Origin of the sequence: Nocardia brasiliensis (genome assembly GCF_011801125.1) — a bacterium.
GTDB lineage: Bacteria > Actinomycetota > Actinomycetes > Mycobacteriales > Mycobacteriaceae > Nocardia > Nocardia brasiliensis_C.
This window is the reverse complement of the sequence record NZ_CP046171.1, coordinates 5,205,362-5,228,332: the sequence shown is the minus strand read 5'-3', so window position 1 is coordinate 5,228,332 and position 22,971 is coordinate 5,205,362. Positions and strand designations below refer to the sequence as shown.

Sequence of the window (22,971 nt, the reverse complement as noted above, 5' to 3'; positions counted from 1 at the left end):
ATGAGAGGTGTCGATGAGTAAGCACGCGGCGATCGAGTCCGACGAGCTAGCCGCCCAGCGGACCAGCCTGGCTGCCGACGCGGTCGAGCGGCTGACCCGCTGGCGCGACGACTTCCCCACGCCGGGAGTCCGTTTCGCCGACCTCACGCCGGTGTTCGCGGACGCGGAGGGCTTCCGCACCGTCATCGACTGCCTCTCGCACATCTCACCCGATGCCGACCTCGTCGCCGGCGTCGACGCCCGCGGCTTCCTGATCGGCGCCGGGGTGGCCGCCAGCCTCGGCACCGGCGTGATCGCCGTGCGCAAGGCGGGCAAGCTGCCGCCGCCGGTGCTGGTGCGCGAATACGAACTCGAGTACGGCACCGCTTCGCTCGAGATTCCCGCTGACGGCGTCTCGCTCGCGGGCCGGCGCGTCCTGCTGCTCGACGACGTCCTGGCCACCGGTGGCACCCTCGCCGCCGCGGCCGACCTGTTCCGCCAGGCAGGTGCCGAGATCGTCGCGGCCGCAGTGGTTCTGGAACTCACCTTCCTCAACGGCCGGGAGCGGCAGGGGGACTACCCTGTGACCTCCATCGTCCAGGTCTGACACGGGGCGTGCGCGCGCCGGTACCGGGCGCGCGCCGAGCCGGTGCCGATGTGTCAGTTGACGGCGGTGCCGATGCACTAGTCGACGGTGGTGCCGATCTATCAGCCGACGGCGGCACCGATGCGCCAGCTGACAGCCGCGACGATCTGTCAGCCGACGACGGCACCGATGCGCCAGCTGACAGCCGCGACGATCTGTCAGCCGACGACGGCACCGATGCGCCGGTTGGCGGTGGTGCCGATGGGTCAGCTGACGGCGGTGGCCTATGTGCCGGTTGGCGGTGGTGCCGATGGTCAGCTGACAGCCGCGACGATGTGGTGGCGGCCGTACTGCCGGATGGATCCGGCGGTCCGAAAACCTGCCGCGCGCAACAGCTTCAGATGTTCCTCGTAGCCGACCCGCTGTCCGCGGATGCTCCCAGCGCCGGATCGCGCGCTCGGTGACCGCCGCCAGCTCCGGCTCCACGCTGACCCCGCGCCACCACTGCTCCCAGTTCTCCCGCCCGACGACCCCTTCACGCTCCAACTGCCTGCTACCGATCGCTTCGTGCAGCCGATCGAGATCCGTTGCCCGCACGGCCATATCGTCGCCGTTGAGCAGGATCCCGCCGGGCCGGAGCAGCTGGGCGGCCTGACGGTAGAGCTCGGCGAGTTGATCGGAATACGGCCTGTGCTCGGCAGACAACTGCGACCGCGTCTACCTCGACACCTCCCGCAACGGCACAAAACGCTTCTGCGGCACGGCCTGCCAGAACCGCGCCAAACCGCCGCCTTCCGCGCCCGCCGCGCCGCGAACTGACCCAGTTCGGTCATCGGCAGGGGCGTTCGGATCGACCGAACGTCGCGGGCAGCTCGAATCACAGTTCTCGGTCGAGGTGTCCGAGCGGCTGAAGGGCAACGTGGCCGGCCGGGTCCCTTTCACGCCGAAGTAATTCCGACCGGGCGGTTCATGGGGTGGGCCCCAGTTGTCATGGCTTTCGGGGGTGTTCGGGCCGGCGTAGGCTTGGCGCGTAATTCTGCCGGGTGGTTCAGGGGGATATGCGGTAATTAGTCGAAGTATTTTCTTGCTGCTCGGAATTTGCGGGGTTCAACCGTTGGGGGTGCTCAGCCATGTCGCAAGACAGCGAATTGATTCAGCACGAGGACAGGGTTCGGCAACGGTGCCGGGCGGCAAGGCCGAAGGTCGGTGGCTTCAAGCGGGAGCTTGCGCCGGAGACCAAAGAAGCGGTGAAGGAAATCCATCAGAGCAGGGACAACTGGCACGGCCCGCTGAGCCTCTGCTTCGATTGGCTGGTGATCGTCGGCGCGGTGATCGTGGTGGTGCTGTGCAACTATCAGCCCCTGCTGTACGTGGCCGGTGTGCTCGTCGTCGGCAGCAGGCAGCGCGCGCTGCGCAGCCTCATGCACGAGGCGAGCCACGCGAAACTGACCAGGCACGGCCCACTCAACATCTGGTTGGGCCGGTTGCTCATCGCTTGGCCGCTGTTCTCCGGGCTGTCCGCCTACACCTGCGCGCACTGCGAACATCACCGTCATCTGTGGGACGATCGCCGTGACCCGAAACTGCTCGGTTACCTGCGCCTCGGTCTGGTGCAGCCGCGCGATATGAGGCATTTCGTCGGCAAACATCTGTTGAAACCGCTGCTGCTGATCCATGTGCCGTATCAGGTCGCGGCCGACCTTATCGGGCGGGACGAGGATCGCCGGGAAACGCGACTTCGCATTGTGTTTCTGGCGGTTGCCTCGGCAATATTCTTCGTGGCCGGTTTCGGTCTCGACTTCATTCTGCTGTGGGTCGTGCCCTACGCGACCGTCTATCAAACTCTGCGCTATTGGAGCGATATCGCCGACCATGCCGGTTTGCGCTCGGACGATCCCTGGCAGGCGACGCGTAGTTGGGACGCGTCCTGGTTCGTCCGGCAATTCCTCGCGCCGCACAACGCCAATTGGCATCTGGCGCATCATCTCTACCCGGCGGTGCCGCAGTATCGGATCCGCCGGTTGCATCGGGTGCTGGGAACAGTGCCGTCGTATCGGACGGCGCATCACTGCGACGGTTTCGCGCTGCCGCGTCGGGGCTGCCGTCCGTCGGTGGTGCAGGACGTGCTCGCCCCGGAACGGCTGGCGCAGATCCGGTCTCGTCATCCGGCGCGGTGCGGATCGCGTGGCGCGCAGGCTGCCGAGTGCGCGCGGGACTGTCCGCTCGCCGCGGTGCCGCCGAGCGAGCAGGGATGAGTCTCGAGCTATCGCGTGCCGAACGGCGCCGCTCGGACGTCTGGTCCGGGGCGCTGCTGGCGCTGGGGTCCAGCGTTGCGGTCGGCTCCGCGATCGCGGCGACCACGGCGCTGACGGAGTTTCCGATCATGACGGGCCAGGCGGTCCGCTACGGCATCGCCGCGGTACTGCTCGTCGCGTGTATCCGTGGACGACCGCCGCGGGTCAGCACGCCGCAACTGGTGAGGATCGGGGTGCTCGGGGCGACCGGCCTGGCCGGCTTCAACATCTGCCTGGTGACCGCCCTGCAACGGGTCGACGCGGGCGTCGTCGGCGCGGTGGTCGGCGCCGTGCCCGTGGTGCTCGCGCTCGCGGGCCCGCTCATGGCCGGTCGTTCGCCGTCGACGAAGGCCGTGCTGGCCGCGGGCATCGTGACGACGGGCGCGGTCGTCGTGCAATGGAGCGGCAGCGCGGGCGACCCGATCGGGTTGCTGCTCGCGGCGGGCGCGCTCGCCGGTGAGTGCGCGTTCTCGCTGGTGGCGATTCCGCTGGTGCGCGAGATCGGGGCGCGGGCCACGGCGGCGTACGCGGCGGCCGCCGGCGCGCTCCTGTGCGGGATCGTCGCGGTGCTGATCGATCTGCCCACGCTGCGCTGGCCGACGGCGGGGGAGGCAGCGGCGATCGGCTACCTCGCCGTGGCGGCCTCGGCCGGTGCGTTCCTCATGTGGTACGCCGCGCTGGACCGGATCCCGGTCGAGACGGCGGGCGCGTTCGCCGGCGTGGTGCCGGTGTGCGCGCTGCTCACCGGGATCGTGCTCGGCGTTGCGGAGAGCTCGCCGCCGCGTTTCCTGGGCGCCGCCGTTGTCGGTGTCGGCGTGGTGCTCGCTACCTGGACGCCGAAGCGGCGTTACCGCGGCAGGTTTCGCCGACGGACAGACCCGGTCTGATCGATCCCACACCCGGTGCCGCCGCGGTCCAGCTGATCCGGCCGGACCTGTCAGACCGGGACTGGTGCCCCGTCCGCGAGGCACTAGGCTCTGTCTCGAGTCACATCCGGCGCCGACACGGTCCAGCCGGACTTCGAGACGGGAGTCCTACCCTCCGTGTTTCGAGGGCGAGCAGGAACGAGGAGGACCGTTGATCCCAGCTGTCGAGGCCACCATCGCGACCGTGCGCGCGAAAGATGGTGCGACCAGCGAGGTCCGGATGTACCGGCAAGCCGAGGACCCCGCCGCGCCGGTCGTGATCTGCATGCCCGCCATGGCGACCCCGGCGGCCACCTACGTGCCCTTGGCGGAGGCGTTGTTCCAGGCCGGTTTTCAGGTGGTGCTCGGCGAGTTGCGCGGGCAGGGCACGAGTTCGGTGCGATTGCGGCGCGGGGTGCGCTACGGCTACCACGAGATCGTGACGCTCGACTATCCCGCCCTGTTCGAGGCGGTCGCGGCGGCCTTCCCCGCGGCGCCGCGGTATCTGCTCGGGCACAGCCTCGGCGGGCAGCTCGGCGCGCTCTATCTGGGGCAGCAGCCGGAGCAGGCGGCCGGGGCGATCCTGGTCGGGGCGCCGTCGTGCCACTACCGCGGCTGGCCGTTTCCGAGGAACCTCGGCATCTTCGCCGCGGCGCATCTGGCGGTCGGCGTCGGGTCGGTGGTCGGCTACTTCCCGGGGCGGCGCTTGGGCGTCCTCGGCAACGAGGCGACGCGCCTCATGCGCGATTTCGCCGCCCAGATCCGTTCCGGCCGCTACCGGGTGCCGTCCTCGCCCCTGGACTTCGAGTCGGATCTGTCGCGGGTGCGGCTGCCGGTGCTGGCCGTCACCATCGTGGGGGACGGTATGGCGACCGCCTACGGTGTCCGGGCATTGAGCGAAAAGCTCACGCACGCTTCGGTTACCCGCTTCGATCTGGCTTTCGGCGATGCGGTGCACCGCAACCCGCACTATGCCTGGATTCGCGACAACGGGACGCTGGTCGAGCGGGTGCGGACCTTCCTAGCTACCGGGGCATAACCGCGCTAGTCGAATTATGTTGCGGTTCTTGAAGAACACGTCATGGTGTCGGTGGGACGCGGTGCGCCAGGGTCGGGTACGTGACGACCAGGCCGTCGCGATCTATCTCCAGGTCCCTGATGTAGGTACCGGCACTGAAGCGGACGGTGGCGCCCTCCGCCGTGGTGGTCAGATGCGTGTAACTCTGTTGCGAGAGTGCGACTTCGAGGCTGGGGACCTCGATGAAGGCCATGTGGAAATCCGCGCTGCCCGGGTTGCGATGCAGGTCGGTGCGCAGGATGGGCATGGTGTTGGTGAGCGGGGAGAAGGCCAGGTCACAATCGAGCGCGTCCGCGAGGTCGGGGCGCGGGGTGCTGTCGACGTTCCAGACCGACCCGGTGCGCCGGAGCTCGAGGTCGCGCCGGTCGGTCTCGGTGACCGCGGTGACGGTCATCCGGGTGGTGACGGCGTGCTCGTCGGTGTCGAGGGTGTAGGACAGCCAGTACGGCGCGGGGGACTGGCCGACGGCGCGGCCCTCGGCGTGTAGCGCCAGCCCGTCCGTGCTCAGCCAGCACGACTCGAACCCGGCGGTTTCGGTTACTGCCCAAAGGAGTTGGCGTCGCGTGACCATGCGTCCACGGTAGCCCCGCCCACCGACAAAACCGTGCGATCCGCGTCCGCTCGGGCCACGGCCGGCGAACACCGCACGCGCGCGGCATCGGTGGCGTGTGATCGAAAATGCACTGGCGCATCGGGCGCGAGTGTGGTTATCCTGGCCGAGTCTTGTTCCCGTTGATCGGAGTCATGCCGTTGATCTTCTGAGGTAGCCACTCGGGCGGCCCGCATTCGCGCGTCGCGTCTTCCGGAGCAACCTCATGGAGTCGCCATGACCAATATTTCATTTTCCGATCTCACTTTCGCCTGGCCCGATGGCACCCCGGTGTTCGAGGGGCTCGACGGCGTGCTCGGCCCCGGTCACATCGGCCTGGTCGGCAGCAACGGAGCGGGCAAGTCGACACTGCTGCGGCTGATCGTCGGCGAGCTCACCCCGGCCCGCGGTTCGATCGGCGGCACCGGCCATCTCGGCTATCTCCGGCAAGACCTCGGCCTCGCCGCGGGGCAGCGGGTGGACGCCGTGCTCGGTATCGCCGAGGTCCGTAAAGCGTTGCACCGCATCGAATCCGGTGGTGGCGACGAGGCCGACTTCGACCTCGTCGGCAACCGCTGGGACGTCGAAGAGCGGGCCATCGCGCTGCTCGGCAGGCTCGGGCTGCACTACGTCGCCGATTCGGCCGCGCAGCTGGATCGCCGGTTGGCGACCCTGTCCGGCGGCGAGACGACGCTGCTCGGGCTGGTCGCGCAACTGCTCGCCGAGCCGCACATCCTGCTGTTGGACGAGCCGACGAACAACCTGGATCAGATTGCCCGCGAACGGCTTTACGAGGTGGTCACCCAGTTCGCCGGCACCGTGCTCACGGTCAGCCACGACCGCGAGCTGCTGGAGCGGATGACCACCATCGCGGAGCTGCGGCAAGGCGAGATCCGTTTGTTCGGTGGCAATTTCAGCGCCTACGAGCGGGTCATCGAGGCCGAGCAGAAGGCCGCGCGGGCCGCGATCCGGGACGCGCGCAGTGACGTGCGCAAACAGGCGAGGGAACTCGTCGAAGCGCACATCAAGCTGGATCGCCGGATGCGCTACGGGCAGAAGATGTGGGACCAGAAGCGGGAGCCGAAAATCATCATGGCCGAACGCAAACGGCAGGCGCAGGTGTCGGCGGGCAAGCTGCGCAACAACCACATCGACAAGCTGGAAACGGCCAAGGATCAGCTGCAGCACGCGCAGGAACTGCTGCGCGACGATCGGGAGATCCGGGTGGATCTGCCGGATACGCGGCTGTATCCGGGACAGGACGTGATCGAGCTGGGCCGGGTGCGGTTGGCGTGCGGCCCGACGGTCTCGATGCGGGTGCACGGTCCCGAGCGGATCGCCTTGACCGGGCGCAACGGCGTGGGGAAAACCACGCTGCTGCACGCGATCTCGACAATCGGCCCGAAGGTGCCGTGGCGGATGCTGCCGCAACGCCTTGACATCTTCGACGAGCGAAAGACGGTGTTCGAGAACGTGGCCGCGGCGGCGCCGCACGCGCTGCCGGAACAGATCAGGGCCCGGCTGGCCCGGTTCCTGTTCCGCGGCGCCGACGCCGATGTCACGGCGGCGGCGCTGTCCGGCGGCGAGCGCCTGCGGGCGGCGCTGGCGATGCTGCTGCTCGCCGAGCCCGCGCCGAAGCTGCTGCTGCTCGACGAGCCGACCAACAATCTCGACCTGCCCAGCCTGGAACACCTCACCCAGGCGCTGGCCGGATTCGAGGGCGCGCTGATCGTGGTCAGCCACGACCCGCGCTTTCTCGACGAGATCGGCGTGACGCGCAAGCTCGAGCTCACCGCCGACGGGCTGAGCGAGACGCTGGTCCGCTAGCGCGGCGGGGCATCCCTTGATTCGCGGGTCGGATCGAGGGATGCCGCGCCGGCTCGGCCACGCCGGTGGTGCGCTCAGTCGGTGTGGATATCGGTGAAGGACAGGAGGATTCGCGCGGTCTGCGCCGGATCCTCCAGCGGCGGTGAATGACCGACGTCCGGCATGAGCACCACCGTCGAGCCGGGCACGGCGCGGTAGTCGAGGGCGGAGCCGGGCCGCCACCGCTGGTCCTGTTCGCCGAAGAGGACCAGCAGCGGCTTGGCGACGTGGGCGAGCCGTGCGGGCAGTCCGCGCTCGTTCAGGTATGCCTGTACCGCCGCCGAGGTCGCCGCGAACACCTGTAAATCCATGGCGCGCAACTGCGGGAGCAGGGCTTGGGGAATCCGGTAGCCCGGCGCGAATGCCGACGCGGCTGCCGCGCGCAACTGTTCGTCGGTGAGCTCCGGCCACCGGCGCGGATCGAGGGCGGTCTCCGACGCTAGGTAGGCGGACATGTCGGGGCCCGAGTCGATCAGCACGAGCGCGCGCACCAGGTCGGCACGTTGCTCGGCGATGGCGGTGGCCACCGCGCCGCCGCTGGAATGGCCGATCGCCCAGGCGCGTTCGATCCCGAGCCGGTCGAGCGCGGCCGCCGCTCGGCGCGCTTGGTCGGGCACCGCGTAGCTCGCGTCGGCGGGGTGATCCGATCGACCGCACCCGGGCAGATCCACCCGGACGACGTGGTGCGCCGCGGCCAGCAGCGGCACCATCGACTCCCACGTTTCGGCCGAGGCGGCGGTCCCGTGGATGAGCAGGAGAACGGGAGCGTCGCGCGGCCCGTCCTGATACACCTGGATCGCGCCGCCGTCCACCGTGACGGTCGAGCCCCCGCCACACGTTTTGTCTTCGGAAACAGTCATGTCCGTACTGTCCCTGCCCGACGGCGCCGATGGCTTGGACAAATGTTCCCCGCGCCCGGCGACCTCGATCTCGACCTGCGCGGTTCCAGTCCTACCCGGCGATCCTGCCAGCAGAGGGTGGGCGGCCGGCGCTTGACCGGACCAGTTTTAGTCACTTACACTAAAACCAGTTCACGAGAGGAAGTGATCACATGGGATACGGGAACTGGGACGACACCGCCTACCGGGCGGCCAAGACCTTCCGTGCCAGCCGGGGTCTGGACGACTTCGGATACACCGCCGAGATGCAGGGCGTGCCCTACGACCGGTGGCAGGCGCATCCGACCCTGGATCCGCTCGGGGTCAGCGTGCGTGAATGCCGCGACTCGGCCGACCACGACAATTCGCTGCCCATCGCGGTGCTGTTCGACGTCACCGGCTCGATGGGCCGGGTGCCGCGGATCATGCAGCAGAAGCTGGGGACCTTGCACGGCCTGTTGCAGCGCAAGGGATACGCCGACGATCCGCAGATCATGTTCGGCGCCATCGGCGATGCCGACACCGACCGGGTTCCGTTGCAGGTGGGGCAGTTCGAGTCGGACAATCGCATGGACGAGCAGCTGCGTGCCATTCTGCTCGAGGGTGGCGGCGGTGGACAGAAGTCCGAAAGCTACGAGCTGGCCGCCTATTTCATGGCCACCCACGTCGTGACCGACGCCTGGGACAAGCGCGGCAAGAAGGGCTATCTGTTCCTGATCGGCGACGAGCTGAACAAGCCGAGGCTGGCCTCGCGGCACATCCGCGCCGTGATCGGCGACAGCGTGCGCCGCGACATCGCGGTGGATTCGATCTACCGCGAGCTGGCCGAGCGCTGGCACGTCTATTACATCCTGCCGAATCAGTCGAACTACTACGACGATCCCGAGATCGCGGAGCACTGGCGCGGCCTGCTCGGGCAGCACTTCATGAAGCTCGACGATCCGGCCGCGGTCTGCGAGCTCATCGCGCTGACCATCGGGGTCGCGGAGAACCGCGTCGATGTGGACGCCGGACTGGCGGATCTGCGCGATGTCGGGTCGGCGGACGAGGCGGCGTCGGTCGGCAAGGCGCTGGCGGCTACCGGTCCGCGGATGCGGGCGCTGCCCAGCGGCCGCCGCTGAGCTCGCAGGGCAGGAAACAGACAGGAGCCGAGCATGTTTCGATCACACATCGTCGTCGTCGACCTGGGCTTCGGCGACGCGGGGAAGGGCGCGACCGTCGATTGGCTGTGCTCGGCCGACGCCGGGCTCGAGGTGTCGGCCGTGGTGCGGTTCAACGGGGGAGCGCAGGCGGCGCACAACGTGATCGCCGAGGGTCGTCACCACACCTTCGCCCAGTTCGGGTCCGGCACCTTCTCCGGGGTGCCGACGCTGCTGTCCCGGCACATGCTCGTCGAGCCGATCGCGCTGGCCGCCGAGGCCGAGCAGCTCGCCGTGCTGGGGGTGCGAGATCCCTTGTCGTTGTTGCGTATCGACGGTCGAGCCCGGCTCACCACGCCGATCCACATCGCCGCCAACCGTGCCCGCGAGGACGCGAGGGGTTCCTCGCGGCACGGTTCCTGCGGTCGAGGCATCGGCGAGACGGCGGCGTACGCGCTGACCCACGCGGCGCCGACCGTGGCGGATTGCTTGCGCCCCAAGGTGCTTCGGCACAAGCTCGAGCGACTGGCCGCGCACTACGGTCCGCTGATCGCGGGCAGTGAACACCGGTACGAGCCGATCGAGGATCTGGTCGAGATGTATCGGGAGTTCGCCGCGGCCGTCCGCATCGTCGGCGACGAACAACTGGCCGGGTTCGCCCGTCGCGGCAGGCTCGTCTTCGAAGGGGCACAGGGCGTGCTGCTCGACGAATGGCGCGGCTTCCATCCGCACACCACCTGGTCCACCGTCGAACCGCGCAATGCCCGCGCGCTGCTCGCCGAGATCGGCGCGACCTGCGACGTGCTCGGGGTCACCCGCACCTATATGACCAGGCACGGCGCGGGCCCGTTCCCCACCGAGGACCCCGCCCTGGATCTGCTGGAACGGCACAACACCACCGGCCGATACCAGGGTGAGTTCCGGCTCGGTCACCTGGACCCGATCCTGCTGCGCTACGCGATCGCGGTGTCCGGCGGCATCGACGCGCTGGCCGTGACCCATCTCGACGCGCCGGGAACCCGTTACGCGGCAATGGAATACCGCACCGAACACGGTGTGGTCACCGCACTGCCGCCCGGCGAATGGCAAGACCTCGAGCACCAGCGGCGCCTCACCGACCTGCTCACCGACGCCGACCCGGTCCGCACCGAAATACCCGCGGATGTGGTGCCCTGGCTGGAAGAACGACTCGGCGCCCCGGTTGTGCTCACCTCCGACGGCCCCACCAGGGCACACCGCACCGCGACCGCCCTCGCCACCGCCGCGTGAAGCGCCGCGATGTCCCGTGTGTGCCGGTCGGGGCCGGGTGCGGCAGGATGGGGCGGCGTGGAGCAGTCTGTGGTGTCGGTGGACGTGGTGACGTTGCGGTTCTGGAGCGACGACGCCGGGGTGCTCGTCGGCGTGGCGCCGCGGGCGCTGGCGCCGTTCGCGGGCGAGCTGGCGTTGCCGGGTGTGCTGCTCGGCCGCGGTGAGCGGTTGGCGGAGGCGGCCCGCCGGGCGGTGCACACCAAACTCGGTGTGCCGCAGGCGGCGATCGGCGCGGTCGGTCAGCTGGTGACGTTCGACGAACCGAACCGTGATCCCCGCGGGCCCACCCTCTCGATCGCGATGTGGGCGGTGGTCGGGCCGCACGAGGGCCCGGCGCGCTGGTCCGAATTCGACGCGGTCCCCGAGTTGGCCTTCGACCACAACCGGATCGTCGAGGCCGGCCGCGGACTGCTCGCCGGCCTGCTGTGGAAGGACCTGACGTTCACCCGTGCCCTGCTCGGCGCCGAGTTCCCGGCCACCCGCGCGGTGGCGGCCACCACCGCGCTGGCGGGCGCGCGTCCCGATCCCGCCAACCTCAACCGCACCCTCGCCGCGCTGCCCGGCCTCGCCCGCACCGCGGAGCGCCGCCGCGTGAAGGCCACCGGCCGTCCCGCCGTGATCTGGGCGTTCAGTTAAGGATTCGTACCGGTCCTAGTAGCCAGGAACCGGTGCGGATCCGCAGGTTCGATCCGGCCCCACCTCGTACACCGCGTATGGGCGACCGAGGACCGGGTAGGACACGTTGCGCACCGGTGTGCCGCCCGGTGTGCGGCCGATCTCGGTGCCCGCGTGCGCGTGGCCGTGCACGGCCAGGGTGGCGCGTCCGGTGTCGACGGCACGGCCGAGGTCGGCGCAGCCCAGCCCGGGATAGATCTTCGGCGGCTCGCCGACGACGGTCTCCAGCGTGGGCGCGAAATGCATGAGGGCGATGCGGATCTCGGTGTCCAGACCCGCCAGGGCCTGCTGCAGGCGCAGTGCGTCCAGCGGGCCGCGGCGCATCCGTTCGCGGTGCGCCACGGTGCCGGTGTCCGGATCGCCCGGGTGGCCGGGGAACCCGCCGCTGCCACCCATCACGCCCGCGACGCCGAGCCGAACGCCGTTGAGCTCCATGGTGATCGCGGTGCCGTCGAGCAGATGCACGCCGAGATCGGTGAGCCGCGCGGCGATGCGATAGCCGAGCCTGCGGTCGTGATCGTGATTGCCGAGCACCGCGACGACCGGCACCGGCAGCTCGGCGATCTCGGCGCACAGCAGGTCGGTCTCGGCGAGGGTGCCGCCGTCGGTCAGGTCGCCCGCGAGCAGCAGGACATCCGCGTGCTCGGCCAAGCGCTCGAAGGCGGGCCGGAATCGTCCGGCGACGGCGGGGCGCAGATGGGTGTCCGCGACGGCCGCGACCCGGACACCGCTCCGGCGGGGATCGGCTGGCATGGCGTCAGCCAGCCACACCGTCGCCGGGGTGTCAACCGAGATCCGACCGACGGCACGTCCGTTGTCGATCATTCCGGTCACGAACGCCGCCGCCGAACGCCTGATATGTCACGCTTTCCGGTACGCACGGTCAGTTCTGCGCGAAGCTCGCCGCACCCGGCCGGTGACCCGGTACCGCACCCCCGCCGCAACGTATCGGACAGTACCGCGCCGACGGGACTAAAGTTGGTGGTCTGGGCGGTTGCAGCGGTCGGCTAGGGTGGTCCGATCGAGGCATGCGGTGTGAACGACAGGCCCGGAGGCGGCAGCCTGCGTAACCACGGAAGGTCCGTGCGCGCCGCCAGTGGGCACTGAGAGGTGGTGGCATGACTCAGCACTTGGGCGAGGCGAATGTCGAGCAATCGGCGGGCGCCCCGCAGTCGAATGGTGCCGCCACCGGGGCAGAGCCGCCGAAACCCGGCGGCACGCCGCCCGCCAGGCAGGCGGGCGCGACGGCCGCGGTGCCGACCTCGGCTTCGCGCCGGGTGCGCGCCAGGCTCGCCCGCCGGATGACCGGTCAGCGCGGCATCGCCGCGGTGAAGCCGGTGCTGGAACCGCTGGCCACCGTGCACCGCGAGCTGTATCCGAAGGCCAACCTGACGCTGCTGCAGCGCGCCTTCGACGTGGCCGACGAGCGGCACAAGCATCAGTTCCGCAAATCCGGTGACCCGTACATCACCCACCCGCTCGCGGTCGCCAACATCCTGGCCGAGCTCGGCATGGACACCACCACCCTGGTTGCCGCGCTGCTGCACGACACGGTCGAGGACACCGGCTACTCGCTCGAGCAGCTGACCCTTGACTTCGGTCCCGAGGTCGCGCACCTGGTGGACGGCGTCACCAAGCTGGACAAGGTGAACCTCGGCGCGGCCGCCGAGGCCGAGACGATCCGCAAGATGATCATCGCGATGGCGCGCGATCCGCGCGTGCTGGTGATCAAGGTCGCCGACCGGCTGCACAACATGCGCACCATGCGCTTCCTGCCGCCGGAAAAGCAGGCCAAGAAGGCCAAGGAAACGCTCGAAGTCATCGCGCCCCTTGCCCACCGCCTCGGCATGGCGACGGTCAAATGGGAGCTCGAGGACCTCGCGTTCGCCATCCTGCACCCGAAGAAGTACGACGAGATCGTGCGCCTGGTCGCCGACCGCGCGCCCTCGCGGGACACCTACCTGGCCAAGGTGCGCGCCGAGATCGTCAACACCCTGGCTGCCTCGCGGATCAACGCGATCGTCGAGGGCCGCCCGAAGCACTACTGGTCGATCTATCAGAAGATGATCGTCAAGGGTAAGGACTTCGACGACATCCACGACCTGGTCGGCATCCGCATCCTCTGCGACGAGGTGCGCGACTGCTACGCCGCGGTCGGCGTGGTGCACTCGCTGTGGCAGCCGATGGCGGGCCGCTTCAAGGACTACATCGCCCAGCCACGCTACGGCGTCTACCAGTCGCTGCACACCACCGTGGTCGGTCCGGACGGCAAACCGCTCGAGGTGCAGATCCGCACCCAGGACATGCACCGCACCGCGGAGTTCGGCATCGCGGCGCACTGGCGCTACAAGGAGACCCGCGGCAAGCACTCCAACGACTCCACCGAAGTCGACGACATGGCGTGGATGCGTCAGCTGCTCGACTGGCAGCGCGAGGCGGCCGACCCGGCCGAGTTCCTGGAGTCGCTGCGTTTCGACCTGAAGTCGCCGGAGATCTTCGTGTTCACCCCGAAGGGCGACGTGATCACGCTGCCGCAGAAGTCGACCCCGGTCGACTTCGCGTACGCGGTGCACACCGAGGTCGGGCACAAGTGCATCGGCGCCCGGGTGAACGGTCGCCTGGTCGCGCTGGAGCGGCAGCTGGAGAACGGCGAGGTCGTCGAGGTGTTCACCTCGAAGGCGCAGAACGCCGGGCCGAGCCGGGACTGGCAGAACTTCGTGGTCTCCCCGCGCGCCAAGGCCAAGATCCGGCAGTGGTTCGCCAAGGAGCGCCGCGAGGAGGCGCTGGAGAACGGCAAGGAGCAGATCTCCAAGGAGGTCCGCCGGGTCGGGCTGCCGCTGCAGCGGTTGATGAGCGTGGACGCGATGACCGCGGTCGCGCACGAACTGCACTACACCGATATCTCCACGCTCTACACCGCGGTCGGCGAGCACCAGGTCTCCGCGCATCACGTGGTGCAGCGTCTGATGGCCCAGCTGGGCGGCATCGGCGATGTGGAGAACGAGCTGGCCGAGCGGTCCACCCCGTCGACCACCCCGGCGCGGCAGCGGACCACCGGCGACGCGGGCGTGCTGATCCCCGGCGCCCCCGGCACGGTGGCCAAGCTGGCCAAGTGCTGCACGCCGGTGCCGGGCGACGAGATCATGGGCTTCGTGACCAGGGGTGGCGCGGTCAGCGTGCATCGCACCGACTGCACCAACGCCGGCTCGCTGCAGGATCAGGCCGAGCGCATCATCGAGGTGGCCTGGGCGCCGTCGCCGTCGTCGGTGTTCCTGGTGGCCATCCAGATCGAGGCGCTCGATCGGACCCGCTTGCTCTCCGACGTGACGAAGGTGCTCGCGGACGAGAAGGTGAACATCCTGTCCGCGTCGGTGGCCACGCACGGCGACCGGGTGGCGATCAGCAAGTTCACCTTCGAGATGGGCGACCCGAAGCATCTCGGCCATCTGCTGAATGTGGTCCGCAATGTGGAGGGCGTCTACGACGTCTACCGCGTTACCTCCGCCGCCTGATATCGGAGTTACCGGTCAGCTCCCCTTGACGTGTCATTTGTCTTGACGCTGGCAACATTTGAGCAATCAATTCGCGGACCGGGTGGTATCTGTCCGAATGCCGGCGTCCTCGCGCGGCCGGAAGTTGGCGTCGCGGAGGGGATTTCGGGTCGCGGGTGGGTCGCCGTCCAGTTGCTCTCGTTTTCGGGCCATCGGAAAGTTGCCGGAGGGTTATCCATGGCACGCCGGAATGTGTCAGAGCGCTTTCGGCAGTTCATGCAAACTTTTCGGCCGTGCCCCAGCAATAGTCGGAATCTGTTACGGTCTATTGCGTTTCATGGCGTTGACGATAGCTGCGGCAACACGGATTGATTGCGGATCGCTATGACCAACTATTCGGCAGGTGCGACGGGGGTGCTGACAGCACTCGCCGTGACTGTGGCTACCGCGGGAATCGCCGTAGCCGAACCGCCGGAACCCGCGGGACCGTCCACGAACATCGCGCTCAGCGCTTGTCCGGCACTGTACGCCTTGGGAATTCAGGGCACCGGCGAATCGTCGCCGGATGCCGCGCCGTCCACCGATACCGGAATGCTGTCCACCGTCTTCCGGCCGATGCTGGCGAAGGCGGCGGAGGCGGGCCTGGTCGATCGCGCGTATGTGCCCTACGAATCCAGTTTCGGCGGCGCTACCGCGGGCGCGGCGGTGCCGTACTCCGAATCCGTCATGGGCGGACTGGTCCGGTTGCGATCGATGGCCAAGGACGTCGCCGATCGGTGTGCCGACACCAGATTCGCGGTCGTCGGATACTCGCAGGGCGCGCATGTCGCGTCGGTGTTCGCGCAGGAGGTCGGTCAGGGCAACGGGGTGCTGCCCGCCGACAAGGTCGCCGCGGTCGCCCTGTTCGGCGATCCGACCCGCAACGCCGGCGCACCGCTGTTCCCCGGTTCGCCGGGCAAGGCGACGCCCGATCCCGCGCCGGGCACCGCGGGGGAGCGGTTGTCGACGCTCACCGCGCTGCCGCTGACCCCGGCCACCGGCGGCGGCATCGGCCCGGATCGGGACCGGGCGGCCAATTTCGGCGCCCTGACCGGCCGGGTGGCGAGCTTCTGCGCGGCGGGCGATCTCGCGTGTGACGCACCGCAGGGCGCACCGATCCTGCAGGCCGTCACCAATATCGTCGGACAGTCCAAGCTCAGCGGTGGCGACCCGATCGCCTCGCTGGTCTCCATCGCCCAGGCCCTGGCCTACACCTCGATCAAGACCGCGACCAAGGTGGTCAACGAGGACGTGCAGGGCAATTCGCTGGCCACGCTGTCGCTCTCGCCCAAGAAGTCGATCTCCGAGCGGCTCGCCGACGCCGCGGACCCGCGGACCCCGCTCGAGCTGCCCGCGGCGCTGCGGGCGCTGCTGAAGGTCGGCACGATCGGGCTCAACGCCGTAGTCGCGGTGGTGAAGTCGGTGCTGAACCCGGCCGCCATCGGCGAGCTGGCGACCGCGGGATTGTCGAATCCGCCCGCCGCGCTCGCCTCGCTCGGCGCGAAACTGGCGGGCGCGCTGACTCAGCTCGTCCCGCCGACCACGGGGGTGCGGCTGGTGCGGCAGGCCTTCGACGCGGTGGTGCAGAACATCACCGACAACAGCGAATTACTCGATACCACCACCTGGGTGCGATATTGGGACACCGTGCAGCGTCATCACGCGTACAACACCGCGACGGTCGCCGCGAACGGCGAAACACCCACGACCTTCGTGGCCGAGTGGTTTGCCGCGCTCGCCCGCGATATCGCCGGTGCGTTCGGCGCGAACGGCAGTCCACGTGGCGGCGCGGATACGCCACACCCGGGATTCTTCGACGGCCGACCCGGCGCGTCGACTACGCCGAATTCGTCCGGTACGGGACAATTTCCGTTCGGGACAGGAGCCGATGGCGCCTCATCCGGCGGCGCGACGTCGATTCCGCCCACCGATCGACCCGGCACCGCCAACACCTACCCGTTCTCCACGAACTGATCGCCGAGAGGGTCCGACGATGCTGCCTTGTGCGTCTCGCTCAGCGGGAATGGGGGAATGTTGAACTCGTACAAAGATCTGTCGCGGTGGTACGGCGCGCTCGAGCCGGAAACCGCCCCGGTGCCGCGGGACGAGACGGACGCGGTCCAGCTCGACGACGACGGCCCGGCCCGCTACCCGCACTACATTCGCGACGAGCCGGTACCGGAGGCGCCCGCCGAACTCGCGGCCCAGCGCAGCGAATTCACCGGCGGCTGGTCGGATTGGGTGGGCCGCGCGCCCGGCCCGGACGACGACTACCCGCCGCGCGAGGCGGACCTGGTGCGGTTTCCGTGGCCCGACGAGGACTACGACGATCGCGCCGCGCCGCGGCGCCGTCCGGCGGGCGCGCTGCGCGTCGCCGCCCGCGCGGGCGGGTCAGGGCGGACCAGGGTGTTCGTGGTGCTGGTCATCGCGGTGCTGCTGCTCGGCGCCGCGGCCGCGGGCGTGCTGTTCCTGCTGAACTCCGGTAGCCATCGGGCCGCGCAGCGCACACCGACGCCGGCCGCCTCGGTGCAGTTCACCGCGGGCAGCGTGCAGGCGGGCGTGAGCACCGACAGCCTGCTCAGCCGTTCCCAGGCCGGGGTGTCCACCCACCGCCCGAACGGCGCGTGCCCCACCGAGCACGCGGCGACCATCGTGCGCGGCGCGGAAAAGGGCAGCACCGCAACAGGTCCCGACGCAATCATGGCCTTCCAGTACGCGTACTACGTCGAGCGGTCCGGTGAACGGGCCAGGCAGGCGGTCGCCGACGACGCGACCGTGTCGCCCGCCGCGACCATTCAGCGCGGCATCGATACGATCCCCGCCGGAACCACCCACTGCGTGCGGATCGTGACCATCGCGGACCACCGGTACTCGGTGGAGGTCACCGAGTACCGTCCCGGCGGCGTGCCCGCCACGTACAACAAACAGACGGTCACCACCGCGGTGATCGACGGCCGCACCCTGATCACGGGCATCGCGGCCGGGTAGAGGAGAGCAGGAAGCGATGGGAGAGGACTGGAGCCGCTGGCTCGACGAGGCGCCCGAAGCGGGTGACTCGCCGAGCAAGCCTGGGCGCTCCAAGGCTCCGGTGGTGCGATTGCGCCGCGGCAAAGGCGGGGATTCCGGCGCGGAACACCCGTTGCAACGCCCGATCCTGGTGGTCGGCGGCTGCGGCGGCGCGGGCACCACGACGACGGCGCTCGGCATCGCCGGTGAACTCGGCATGGCGGGCACCCCCACGGTCGCGGTGGACGCGACGCAGGCGGGCAGCGATCTGGCGCTGCGCGGTGCGGACGAGCACCTGCACCCGATCAGCCTGCAGTCCTGGCTATACGGTCGCGGCGACGACGAACCCGCGCCGCTGAAGGAATGCCTGTCGCGGGCGACCTCGGGCATCGGCCTGCTGTGGCGCGACTCCGCGCCGCTGCGCAGGCGTGCGACCTACCTCACGGTGGCGCGCGCGGTCTACGACTCGGGGCACACCGCGGTGTACGACGGTGGCAGCCCGATTGCCGGGCGACAGCTGCGTCCGCTGCTCGATGACGCCGATGTCGCTCTGGTGCTTGCCATTCCGGCGCGCGCGGACGCCGCGAACCGGCTTCGGGTCACCTTGGAATGGTTGGATGACCAGTTCGGTGACTCCGCGGAGGGGCAGGGCGGCGGCATCGTCGGCGACACCACCATCGTCATCTCGCATCAGCATCCGGGCACCGAGTCGCGCGTTGCCGAGCATTTGCGTGAGCACCTGTCCGGCTGGGTCCGCGACATCCGCGAGATTCCCTACGACCCGCACCTCGCCAGAGGCGAACTGGTCCGCCACGCCTCGCTGGCCATCGAGACGCGCCGGGCTTATGGGCGCTTGCTCGCCGGGGTGGCATCATGACCGCCGCCATGAGTTTTCGACGTCAGCACAGCGAATCCGCGCCCGTCGGTGTCGTCGCCCCGCCGGAGTCCCGCCGCGCCCCGATCTGGGACCGCCCGGTGCCGGGCGTCGGCCGTGCGCCACTGGTCTGGCTGCTCGGCGTGCACGGCGGCGCCGGGGCCAGCAGCCTCGCGCATGTGCTTGCGCCAGCGGCGGATTCGGCCCGGCGCTGGCCGGGCGTCTTCGATCGCGAGTCCCCGTTCGTCGTGCTGGTGGCCAGGGAGACCATCTCCGGGCTCACCCGCGCGCACGACCTGCTGCGCCAACATCATTCGGGTTTCGCGGGTTCCTGCGAGGTGCTCGGGCTGATCACCGTCGCGGCCCGGCCGGGCAGGCTGCCCGCCGAGATCCGCCGTTACCGCGACGTGGTCGGTTCGCTGGCCGGCCAGTTGTGGCAGGTCCCGTGGTATGAGGAGTGGACGCTGGTAGAACCGGAGGCGTTGCCGGTCTGGACGCCGGGTGACCCACTGCCACCTAAGAAGCGCAGGATCGACCCGCTGGAGGAGGTTCCGCTCGATGTCAGAGAGCTCGGCGCCGACATCGTCGCGGCGGCACGCACGGCACTGGAGGAGGCCGAATTCGACGATCCGGCGCACCGGGGCGGCAGAAAACCGCCCGATCAGTGACCTCACGCATGGAATCGGCGACGACCCAACTACTTTCGAGAAAGGTATCCGATGAGCACGATTCTCCTCGCCGTGCAGGAGACGTACGGCACCGTCCTCGCGCAGGTCGGTAACCCGACCCCGGAGGCGCCTCCCGGCTCGGAGAAGATCTTGCAGCTGGTGCGCTACCTGACCTGGTTCGTATTGCTCTCCGGAATCTGCGGAATCACCTACGCGGGCGGCAAATTCGCGTGGGAGAAGTGGACCGGTGGCGGGCTGGAGTCGCCGAAGATGGTGGCGGGAGCCATGATCGGTGGCGTCGTCGCGACCAGCGCGGGCACCATCATGAACGCCGTCATCGGAACCTGATGTCGGCGATGTCTACCGTGCGCGTGTCGGCAGTGGAGCTGCTGGCCTACAAGCAGATGCCCGCCGACGTTCTGCAACCGCTGATGCAGTTGCTGAACTGGCTGCTCTGGTTCGTCCTGCTGGTGTGCCTGGCGTGGATGATCGTCTCGGCGGGCAGGCTGTGGATCGCGTTTCGCAGCGATCTCGCGATGAACGACTCCTCGCACGGGGTGCTGATGAGCCTGCTCGGGGCGACGGTGGCGAGCACAGCGTCGGGGATCGCCTTGGCGTTCCTGCCGACGTGAACGAGCGCAGGGGGACCACGACGGCGGGGGCCTTCGGCGCCGCGCTGCTGCTCGCCACGGTGGGCTGCGGCGGCGGTGACGAGCAGGCGGGCCCCGATCTGGCCGCCGCACCCACCGGCGTGCGCTGGCAGCCGTTCCAGGGCGTGCCGTTGCCGCATACCGACCAGGGGCCCGAGTCGATCACCGACGGCGCCGCCATCGGGTTCGAGCATTCGCCGCGTGGCGCGGGCGTCGCCGCGATCACGCACATGGTGCGGCTCGCGGTGGCCGCCGACAGCCAATGGGCGAAAGTCGCCGCGCGCGAACTCGTTCCGGGCCCGGCCAAGGACGAGTGGGCGATCAATCGCGTGCAGCTCTCGATCACCGGCCCGGCCGCGCCCGAGTACGCGCCGAGAGTGCTCGGCTACCAGATCACCGGCTACACCGACGCGCGCAGCACCGTCGATGTGTACACCGAATACTCCGACAGCTCGAAGGCGGTGAACCACACCACCGTCGAATGGTTCGCCAAGGACTGGCGGTTACGCCTGCCCGATCCGGGCGCCACGGCCAGACCGATCGATCCGATCGACGTATTACCCACCGACACCGTGAAATTGGAGGCACCGCAGTCATGAACGAGAAGGAGTCGTACGCGCGCGATCGCGTCTCCTTCGGTGCCGTCGCGTCCGCCGCCGTGCTGGCGCTCATCGTGATCGTGGGAATCATCGTCTATATCAGCCGCGACGACGGCGGCGCGACGGCCACCGGGCCCGCGGCCGCCGAATCCGCCGGCGGCTCCGGCTTCGGCGAGCCCGAGGTCGACATTCTGGGCAGGCGCGTCGATGTGCCGAACAACGCGGCGGGACAGATCCTTCCGCAGGATCCGACCCGCCAGCGCAAGCCCGACGACAGCGACTGGCTGACCGCGGCGCCCGAGGGCACCACGGCACCGCACGGCTGGCAGCGGGTGTACGGCGCGTCGGTGCCGTTCTCCACCTCCGACGGGCCGACCCGAATCGAAGACAATCTGGCCGTCGGCTATTCGCACACTCCGCAGGGCGCGGTGCTGGCGGCGGCCCAGATCACCTACCGGCTCAACGCGAGACCGGCGTTTCGTGACCTGTACGTGCGGCAGGTGCGGGTGTCCGCGGCCCAGATCGCGGCCTACGACCGGGCGCTGGCGGCGGACAAGCTGCCCGAGCAGCAGCCGGAGAAGGTGACCAAGTACTTCGTCGCCTCCGACGCGTTCAAGGTCGACGACTACGCCGACGACCTGGCCATCGTCCGGCTCGCCACGCGCGGGCCGGTGGTGGACGGCAAACAACTGTGGGCGGCGGTCCGCCTGGTCATGGTCTGGGACGCCGGTGACTGGCGGCTCAAGCCCTCGACGTCCAACACCCCGCAGACCGAGTACGTGGAATCGCTCGGCGGGTGGACGAAATGGTGAGCACGGTGAGAAAGGCGCGGGAAACACTTGACGGCCGACCAGCGCAGCAGCGAGGGGTGCACACAATGGTGAGGCGAATACTCACGATTTTCGCGGTCATCTTCACGGTGATGATCGCGACGCCGACGGTCGCGTACGGACAGACCTACGGCTTCGACGAGACGTGCAACGAAATCCACGACACGCTCGACAATGTCGGTCTGCCCGGCATCTCGCTCGGCGACGCCGCCTCGGCCGCGTGCAAGGCGGGCAACGCCGCCTCGCATCCGGGGCAGGCCGCCACCGCCGTGAAGGACAAGGCGTGGGACTCCACCTTCGGCAAGGTGGTCGACTCGCTGATGAACGGTCTCGGTGAGGCCATCATCCTGGCGTTGACCTTCTGGATGAAGGTGCCCAACGAGGCGGCCAGCGACTCCGGCTCGCTGTTCACCAAGATCAACGATTACACCTATCAAGCCCAGATACTGCTGTTGATCGCCTCGGTGATCCTGTCCGGCGCCCGGCTCGCCGAGGCCAGACGCGGCGCCGCGATGAACGAGGCGGCCGAATCGTTCCGGATGTTCGCCCGGGTGGTGTTCAGCTCGTGGATGCTCGGCGCGGTGATCGTGGCGGGCACCCAGGCCTCGGATCGCTTCTCCGAGTGGATCATCAACGACTCGACCAACGGCAACGCCAAGGATCTGGCCGAGCTGATGGTGAAAACCAGTAAGTTGCAGGCGTTCTCGCCGGGTCTGGTGTTGATCATCGCGATCGTCGGCCTGCTCGGCGCGCTCGCCCAGATCGTGCTGGCCATCGTGCGTCAGGGCCTGCTGATCATCGCCGCCGGTGTGCTGCCGCTGGCGGCGGCCGCGTCCGGGATGAACGTCGGAAAACAGTCCTACCAGAAGCTGATCGGCTGGATCATCGCCTTCATGCTGTGGAAACCGGTGGCCGCGATCGTCTACATGATCGCCTTCACCACCGCGGGCCATGTGGATTCGCTGACCGGCACCAACGGTCTGCCGGATGGTGAACAGGCACAGCGCATGCTGGTCGCCATCGTGCTGCTGTGCAGCGTCGCCTTCGTGCTGCCCGCGCTGATGCGACTGGTCACGCCCGCGGTCGCGATCGTCGGTAGCGGTGGTTCCGGTCTCACCGCGACCGGCGGCACCCTGCTGGCCGTCGCGGGCCTGGGAGCCATGGGCACCAAGGCCGTTGGCGTCAAGGGCGCCGCGGCGCCGGGCAACGCGGGCTACGTCAGCGGCAGCGGCGCAGGCCCCCGCCCGCCCGGCGGCTCGGGTGGTCGCGGCGGCGGCGCGCCACGCCCGACTCCGCCACGCGGCGGCGGTCCCGCCGGCGGCGGCGCACCGCGCGCCTCCGGGCCGCAGGGCTCGGCGGGAGTACCGTCCGGTGCGGCGCGGGCGGCGGGCCGCATCGGCGCGGCACGCGCCGCCACCAGCAGCCTGAACCGCGCCGATCAGGCGATGGGCGACATGACCGGTGACCGTTGGGCGAACCGCTCGCCCGACCTCGGGAGGAGCACCATTCCGCGATGA

At 69.3% G+C, this 22,971-nt stretch carries 23 protein-coding genes; 20 read left to right on the top strand and 3 right to left on the bottom strand.

All coding sequences use genetic code 11. The features are described from left to right. The first annotated feature begins 13 nt into the window (after positions 1-13). The 6 genes from F5X71_RS23560 (at position 14) to F5X71_RS23535 (ending at position 4,803) form a co-directional block, all read left to right on the top strand. On the top strand, positions 14-586 hold the full coding sequence (locus F5X71_RS23560; RefSeq protein WP_167463995.1) for an adenine phosphoribosyltransferase: 573 nt from the start codon (positions 14-16) through the stop codon (positions 584-586). Between the two features lie 87 nt (positions 587-673). Next, positions 674-979 carry a hypothetical protein gene (locus F5X71_RS23555; RefSeq protein WP_167463994.1) on the top strand — a complete coding sequence of 102 codons (306 nt, stop codon included), beginning with the start codon at positions 674-676 and terminating at the stop codon, positions 977-979. 274 nt (positions 980-1,253) lie between these two features. Continuing rightward, positions 1,254-1,517 (top strand): CGNR zinc finger domain-containing protein, encoded by a 264-nt coding sequence (locus tag F5X71_RS36665; protein WP_203218370.1) that lies wholly within the window; start codon positions 1,254-1,256, stop codon positions 1,515-1,517. A gap of 178 nt (positions 1,518-1,695) precedes the next feature. Further along, entirely contained in the window at positions 1,696-2,820 is a 1,125-nt protein-coding gene (locus F5X71_RS23545) for a fatty acid desaturase family protein (protein ID WP_167463993.1), read from the top strand. Then, positions 2,817-3,746, top strand: a complete 930-nt coding sequence (locus F5X71_RS23540) for a DMT family transporter (protein ID WP_167463992.1) — start codon at positions 2,817-2,819, stop codon at positions 3,744-3,746. The genes F5X71_RS23545 and F5X71_RS23540 overlap by 4 nt, the downstream gene beginning before the upstream one ends. Positions 3,747-3,936: 190 nt before the next feature. Next, positions 3,937-4,803, top strand: a complete 867-nt coding sequence (locus tag F5X71_RS23535; protein WP_167463991.1) for an alpha/beta hydrolase family protein — start codon at positions 3,937-3,939, stop codon at positions 4,801-4,803. Between the two features lie 40 nt (positions 4,804-4,843). On the opposite strand, the gene F5X71_RS23530 is transcribed toward F5X71_RS23535, so the two are convergent. Next, positions 4,844-5,413: a putative glycolipid-binding domain-containing protein gene (locus tag F5X71_RS23530; protein WP_167463990.1), complete on the bottom strand. Its 570-nt coding sequence runs from the start codon at positions 5,411-5,413 to the stop codon at positions 4,844-4,846. Between the two features lie 255 nt (positions 5,414-5,668). On the opposite strand from F5X71_RS23530, the gene F5X71_RS23525 reads away from it, so the two are divergent. Continuing rightward, the gene (locus tag F5X71_RS23525; protein WP_167463989.1) at positions 5,669-7,258 is read left to right on the top strand and encodes an ABC-F family ATP-binding cassette domain-containing protein; all 1,590 of its coding nucleotides are present in this window, start codon (positions 5,669-5,671) and stop codon (positions 7,256-7,258) included. A gap of 74 nt (positions 7,259-7,332) precedes the next feature. On the opposite strand, the gene F5X71_RS23520 is transcribed toward F5X71_RS23525, so the two are convergent. Continuing rightward, complete coding sequence (locus tag F5X71_RS23520; protein WP_167463988.1) at positions 7,333-8,157, bottom strand: alpha/beta fold hydrolase; 825 nt, start codon at positions 8,155-8,157, stop codon at positions 7,333-7,335. 191 nt (positions 8,158-8,348) lie between these two features. Here F5X71_RS23520 and F5X71_RS23515 point away from each other — a divergent pair, with 191 nt between their 5' ends. Genes F5X71_RS23515 through F5X71_RS23505 form a run of 3 tightly spaced genes read left to right on the top strand, consistent with a single transcriptional unit; the run spans position 8,349 to position 11,258 of the window. Continuing rightward, entirely contained in the window at positions 8,349-9,296 is a 948-nt protein-coding gene (locus F5X71_RS23515) for a hypothetical protein (RefSeq protein WP_167463987.1), read from the top strand. Positions 9,297-9,329: 33 nt separating this feature from the next. Continuing rightward, on the top strand, positions 9,330-10,583 hold the full coding sequence (locus F5X71_RS23510) for an adenylosuccinate synthetase (RefSeq protein ID WP_167463986.1): 1,254 nt from the start codon (positions 9,330-9,332) through the stop codon (positions 10,581-10,583). 57 nt (positions 10,584-10,640) lie between these two features. Beyond that, on the top strand, positions 10,641-11,258 hold the full coding sequence (locus F5X71_RS23505; protein ID WP_167463985.1) for an NUDIX hydrolase: 618 nt from the start codon (positions 10,641-10,643) through the stop codon (positions 11,256-11,258). A gap of 15 nt (positions 11,259-11,273) precedes the next feature. On the opposite strand, the gene F5X71_RS23500 is transcribed toward F5X71_RS23505, so the two are convergent. After that, positions 11,274-12,122, bottom strand: coding sequence for a metallophosphoesterase family protein (locus F5X71_RS23500; RefSeq protein WP_238816028.1), 849 nt, complete (start codon positions 12,120-12,122; stop codon positions 11,274-11,276). Between the two features lie 293 nt (positions 12,123-12,415). Here F5X71_RS23500 and F5X71_RS23495 point away from each other — a divergent pair, with 293 nt between their 5' ends. The 10 genes from F5X71_RS23495 to F5X71_RS23450 all read left to right on the top strand — a co-directional run bounded on the left by F5X71_RS23495 (position 12,416) and on the right by F5X71_RS23450 (position 22,971). Next, positions 12,416-14,809: a RelA/SpoT family protein gene (locus F5X71_RS23495; RefSeq protein WP_167463984.1), complete on the top strand. Its 2,394-nt coding sequence runs from the start codon at positions 12,416-12,418 to the stop codon at positions 14,807-14,809. A gap of 363 nt (positions 14,810-15,172) precedes the next feature. Continuing rightward, positions 15,173-16,801, top strand: coding sequence for a cutinase family protein (locus tag F5X71_RS23490; RefSeq protein ID WP_167463983.1), 1,629 nt, complete (start codon positions 15,173-15,175; stop codon positions 16,799-16,801). 57 nt (positions 16,802-16,858) lie between these two features. After that, positions 16,859-17,815 (top strand): hypothetical protein, encoded by a 957-nt coding sequence (locus tag F5X71_RS23485; protein ID WP_167463982.1) that lies wholly within the window; start codon positions 16,859-16,861, stop codon positions 17,813-17,815. 16 nt (positions 17,816-17,831) lie between these two features. Continuing rightward, complete coding sequence (locus tag F5X71_RS23480; RefSeq protein ID WP_167463981.1) at positions 17,832-18,710, top strand: MinD/ParA family ATP-binding protein; 879 nt, start codon at positions 17,832-17,834, stop codon at positions 18,708-18,710. Beyond that, positions 18,707-19,375, top strand: a complete 669-nt coding sequence (locus F5X71_RS23475; RefSeq protein WP_167463980.1) for a hypothetical protein — start codon at positions 18,707-18,709, stop codon at positions 19,373-19,375. Before F5X71_RS23480 ends, F5X71_RS23475 begins: the two co-directional genes overlap by 4 nt. Before the next feature lie 51 nt (positions 19,376-19,426). Further along, the gene (locus F5X71_RS23470; RefSeq protein WP_014986528.1) at positions 19,427-19,723 is read left to right on the top strand and encodes a hypothetical protein; all 297 of its coding nucleotides are present in this window, start codon (positions 19,427-19,429) and stop codon (positions 19,721-19,723) included. Positions 19,724-19,731: 8 nt separating this feature from the next. Next, positions 19,732-20,007, top strand: a complete 276-nt coding sequence (locus tag F5X71_RS23465) for a hypothetical protein (protein ID WP_238815424.1) — start codon at positions 19,732-19,734, stop codon at positions 20,005-20,007. Beyond that, the gene (locus F5X71_RS23460) at positions 20,004-20,624 is read left to right on the top strand and encodes a hypothetical protein (protein ID WP_167463978.1); all 621 of its coding nucleotides are present in this window, start codon (positions 20,004-20,006) and stop codon (positions 20,622-20,624) included. The genes F5X71_RS23465 and F5X71_RS23460 overlap by 4 nt, the downstream gene beginning before the upstream one ends. After that, positions 20,621-21,436 (top strand): hypothetical protein, encoded by an 816-nt coding sequence (locus F5X71_RS23455; protein ID WP_167463977.1) that lies wholly within the window; start codon positions 20,621-20,623, stop codon positions 21,434-21,436. The genes F5X71_RS23460 and F5X71_RS23455 overlap by 4 nt, the downstream gene beginning before the upstream one ends. A gap of 65 nt (positions 21,437-21,501) precedes the next feature. Continuing rightward, on the top strand, positions 21,502-22,971 hold the full coding sequence (locus F5X71_RS23450) for a conjugal transfer protein TraG (protein ID WP_167463976.1): 1,470 nt from the start codon (positions 21,502-21,504) through the stop codon (positions 22,969-22,971).

What these genes read in the sequence shown, in the direction of transcription:
- F5X71_RS23455 (WP_167463977.1), top strand. Translation starts at nt 20,621, where the DNA reads ATGAACGAGAAGGAGTCGTACGCGCGCGATCGCGTCTCCTTCGGTGCC.
- F5X71_RS23450 (WP_167463976.1), top strand. Translation starts at nt 21,502, where the DNA reads ATGGTGAGGCGAATACTCACGATTTTCGCGGTCATCTTCACGGTGATG.
- F5X71_RS23495 (WP_167463984.1), top strand. Translation starts at nt 12,416, where the DNA reads ATGACTCAGCACTTGGGCGAGGCGAATGTCGAGCAATCGGCGGGCGCC.
- F5X71_RS23545 (WP_167463993.1), top strand. Translation starts at nt 1,696, where the DNA reads ATGTCGCAAGACAGCGAATTGATTCAGCACGAGGACAGGGTTCGGCAA.
- F5X71_RS23510 (WP_167463986.1), top strand. Translation starts at nt 9,330, where the DNA reads ATGTTTCGATCACACATCGTCGTCGTCGACCTGGGCTTCGGCGACGCG.
- F5X71_RS23480 (WP_167463981.1), top strand. Translation starts at nt 17,832, where the DNA reads ATGGGAGAGGACTGGAGCCGCTGGCTCGACGAGGCGCCCGAAGCGGGT.
- F5X71_RS23485 (WP_167463982.1), top strand. Translation starts at nt 16,859, where the DNA reads ATGTTGAACTCGTACAAAGATCTGTCGCGGTGGTACGGCGCGCTCGAG.
- F5X71_RS23525 (WP_167463989.1), top strand. Translation starts at nt 5,669, where the DNA reads ATGACCAATATTTCATTTTCCGATCTCACTTTCGCCTGGCCCGATGGC.
- F5X71_RS23470 (WP_014986528.1), top strand. Translation starts at nt 19,427, where the DNA reads ATGAGCACGATTCTCCTCGCCGTGCAGGAGACGTACGGCACCGTCCTC.
- F5X71_RS23560 (WP_167463995.1), top strand. Translation starts at nt 14, where the DNA reads ATGAGTAAGCACGCGGCGATCGAGTCCGACGAGCTAGCCGCCCAGCGG.
- F5X71_RS23490 (WP_167463983.1), top strand. Translation starts at nt 15,173, where the DNA reads ATGACCAACTATTCGGCAGGTGCGACGGGGGTGCTGACAGCACTCGCC.
- F5X71_RS23500 (WP_238816028.1), bottom strand. Translation starts at nt 12,122, where the DNA reads ATGATCGACAACGGACGTGCCGTCGGTCGGATCTCGGTTGACACCCCG.
- F5X71_RS23530 (WP_167463990.1), bottom strand. Translation starts at nt 5,413, where the DNA reads ATGGTCACGCGACGCCAACTCCTTTGGGCAGTAACCGAAACCGCCGGG.
- F5X71_RS23540 (WP_167463992.1), top strand. Translation starts at nt 2,817, where the DNA reads ATGAGTCTCGAGCTATCGCGTGCCGAACGGCGCCGCTCGGACGTCTGG.
- F5X71_RS23515 (WP_167463987.1), top strand. Translation starts at nt 8,349, where the DNA reads ATGGGATACGGGAACTGGGACGACACCGCCTACCGGGCGGCCAAGACC.
- F5X71_RS23475 (WP_167463980.1), top strand. Translation starts at nt 18,707, where the DNA reads ATGACCGCCGCCATGAGTTTTCGACGTCAGCACAGCGAATCCGCGCCC.
- F5X71_RS23520 (WP_167463988.1), bottom strand. Translation starts at nt 8,157, where the DNA reads ATGACTGTTTCCGAAGACAAAACGTGTGGCGGGGGCTCGACCGTCACG.
- F5X71_RS23465 (WP_238815424.1), top strand. Translation starts at nt 19,732, where the DNA reads ATGTCTACCGTGCGCGTGTCGGCAGTGGAGCTGCTGGCCTACAAGCAG.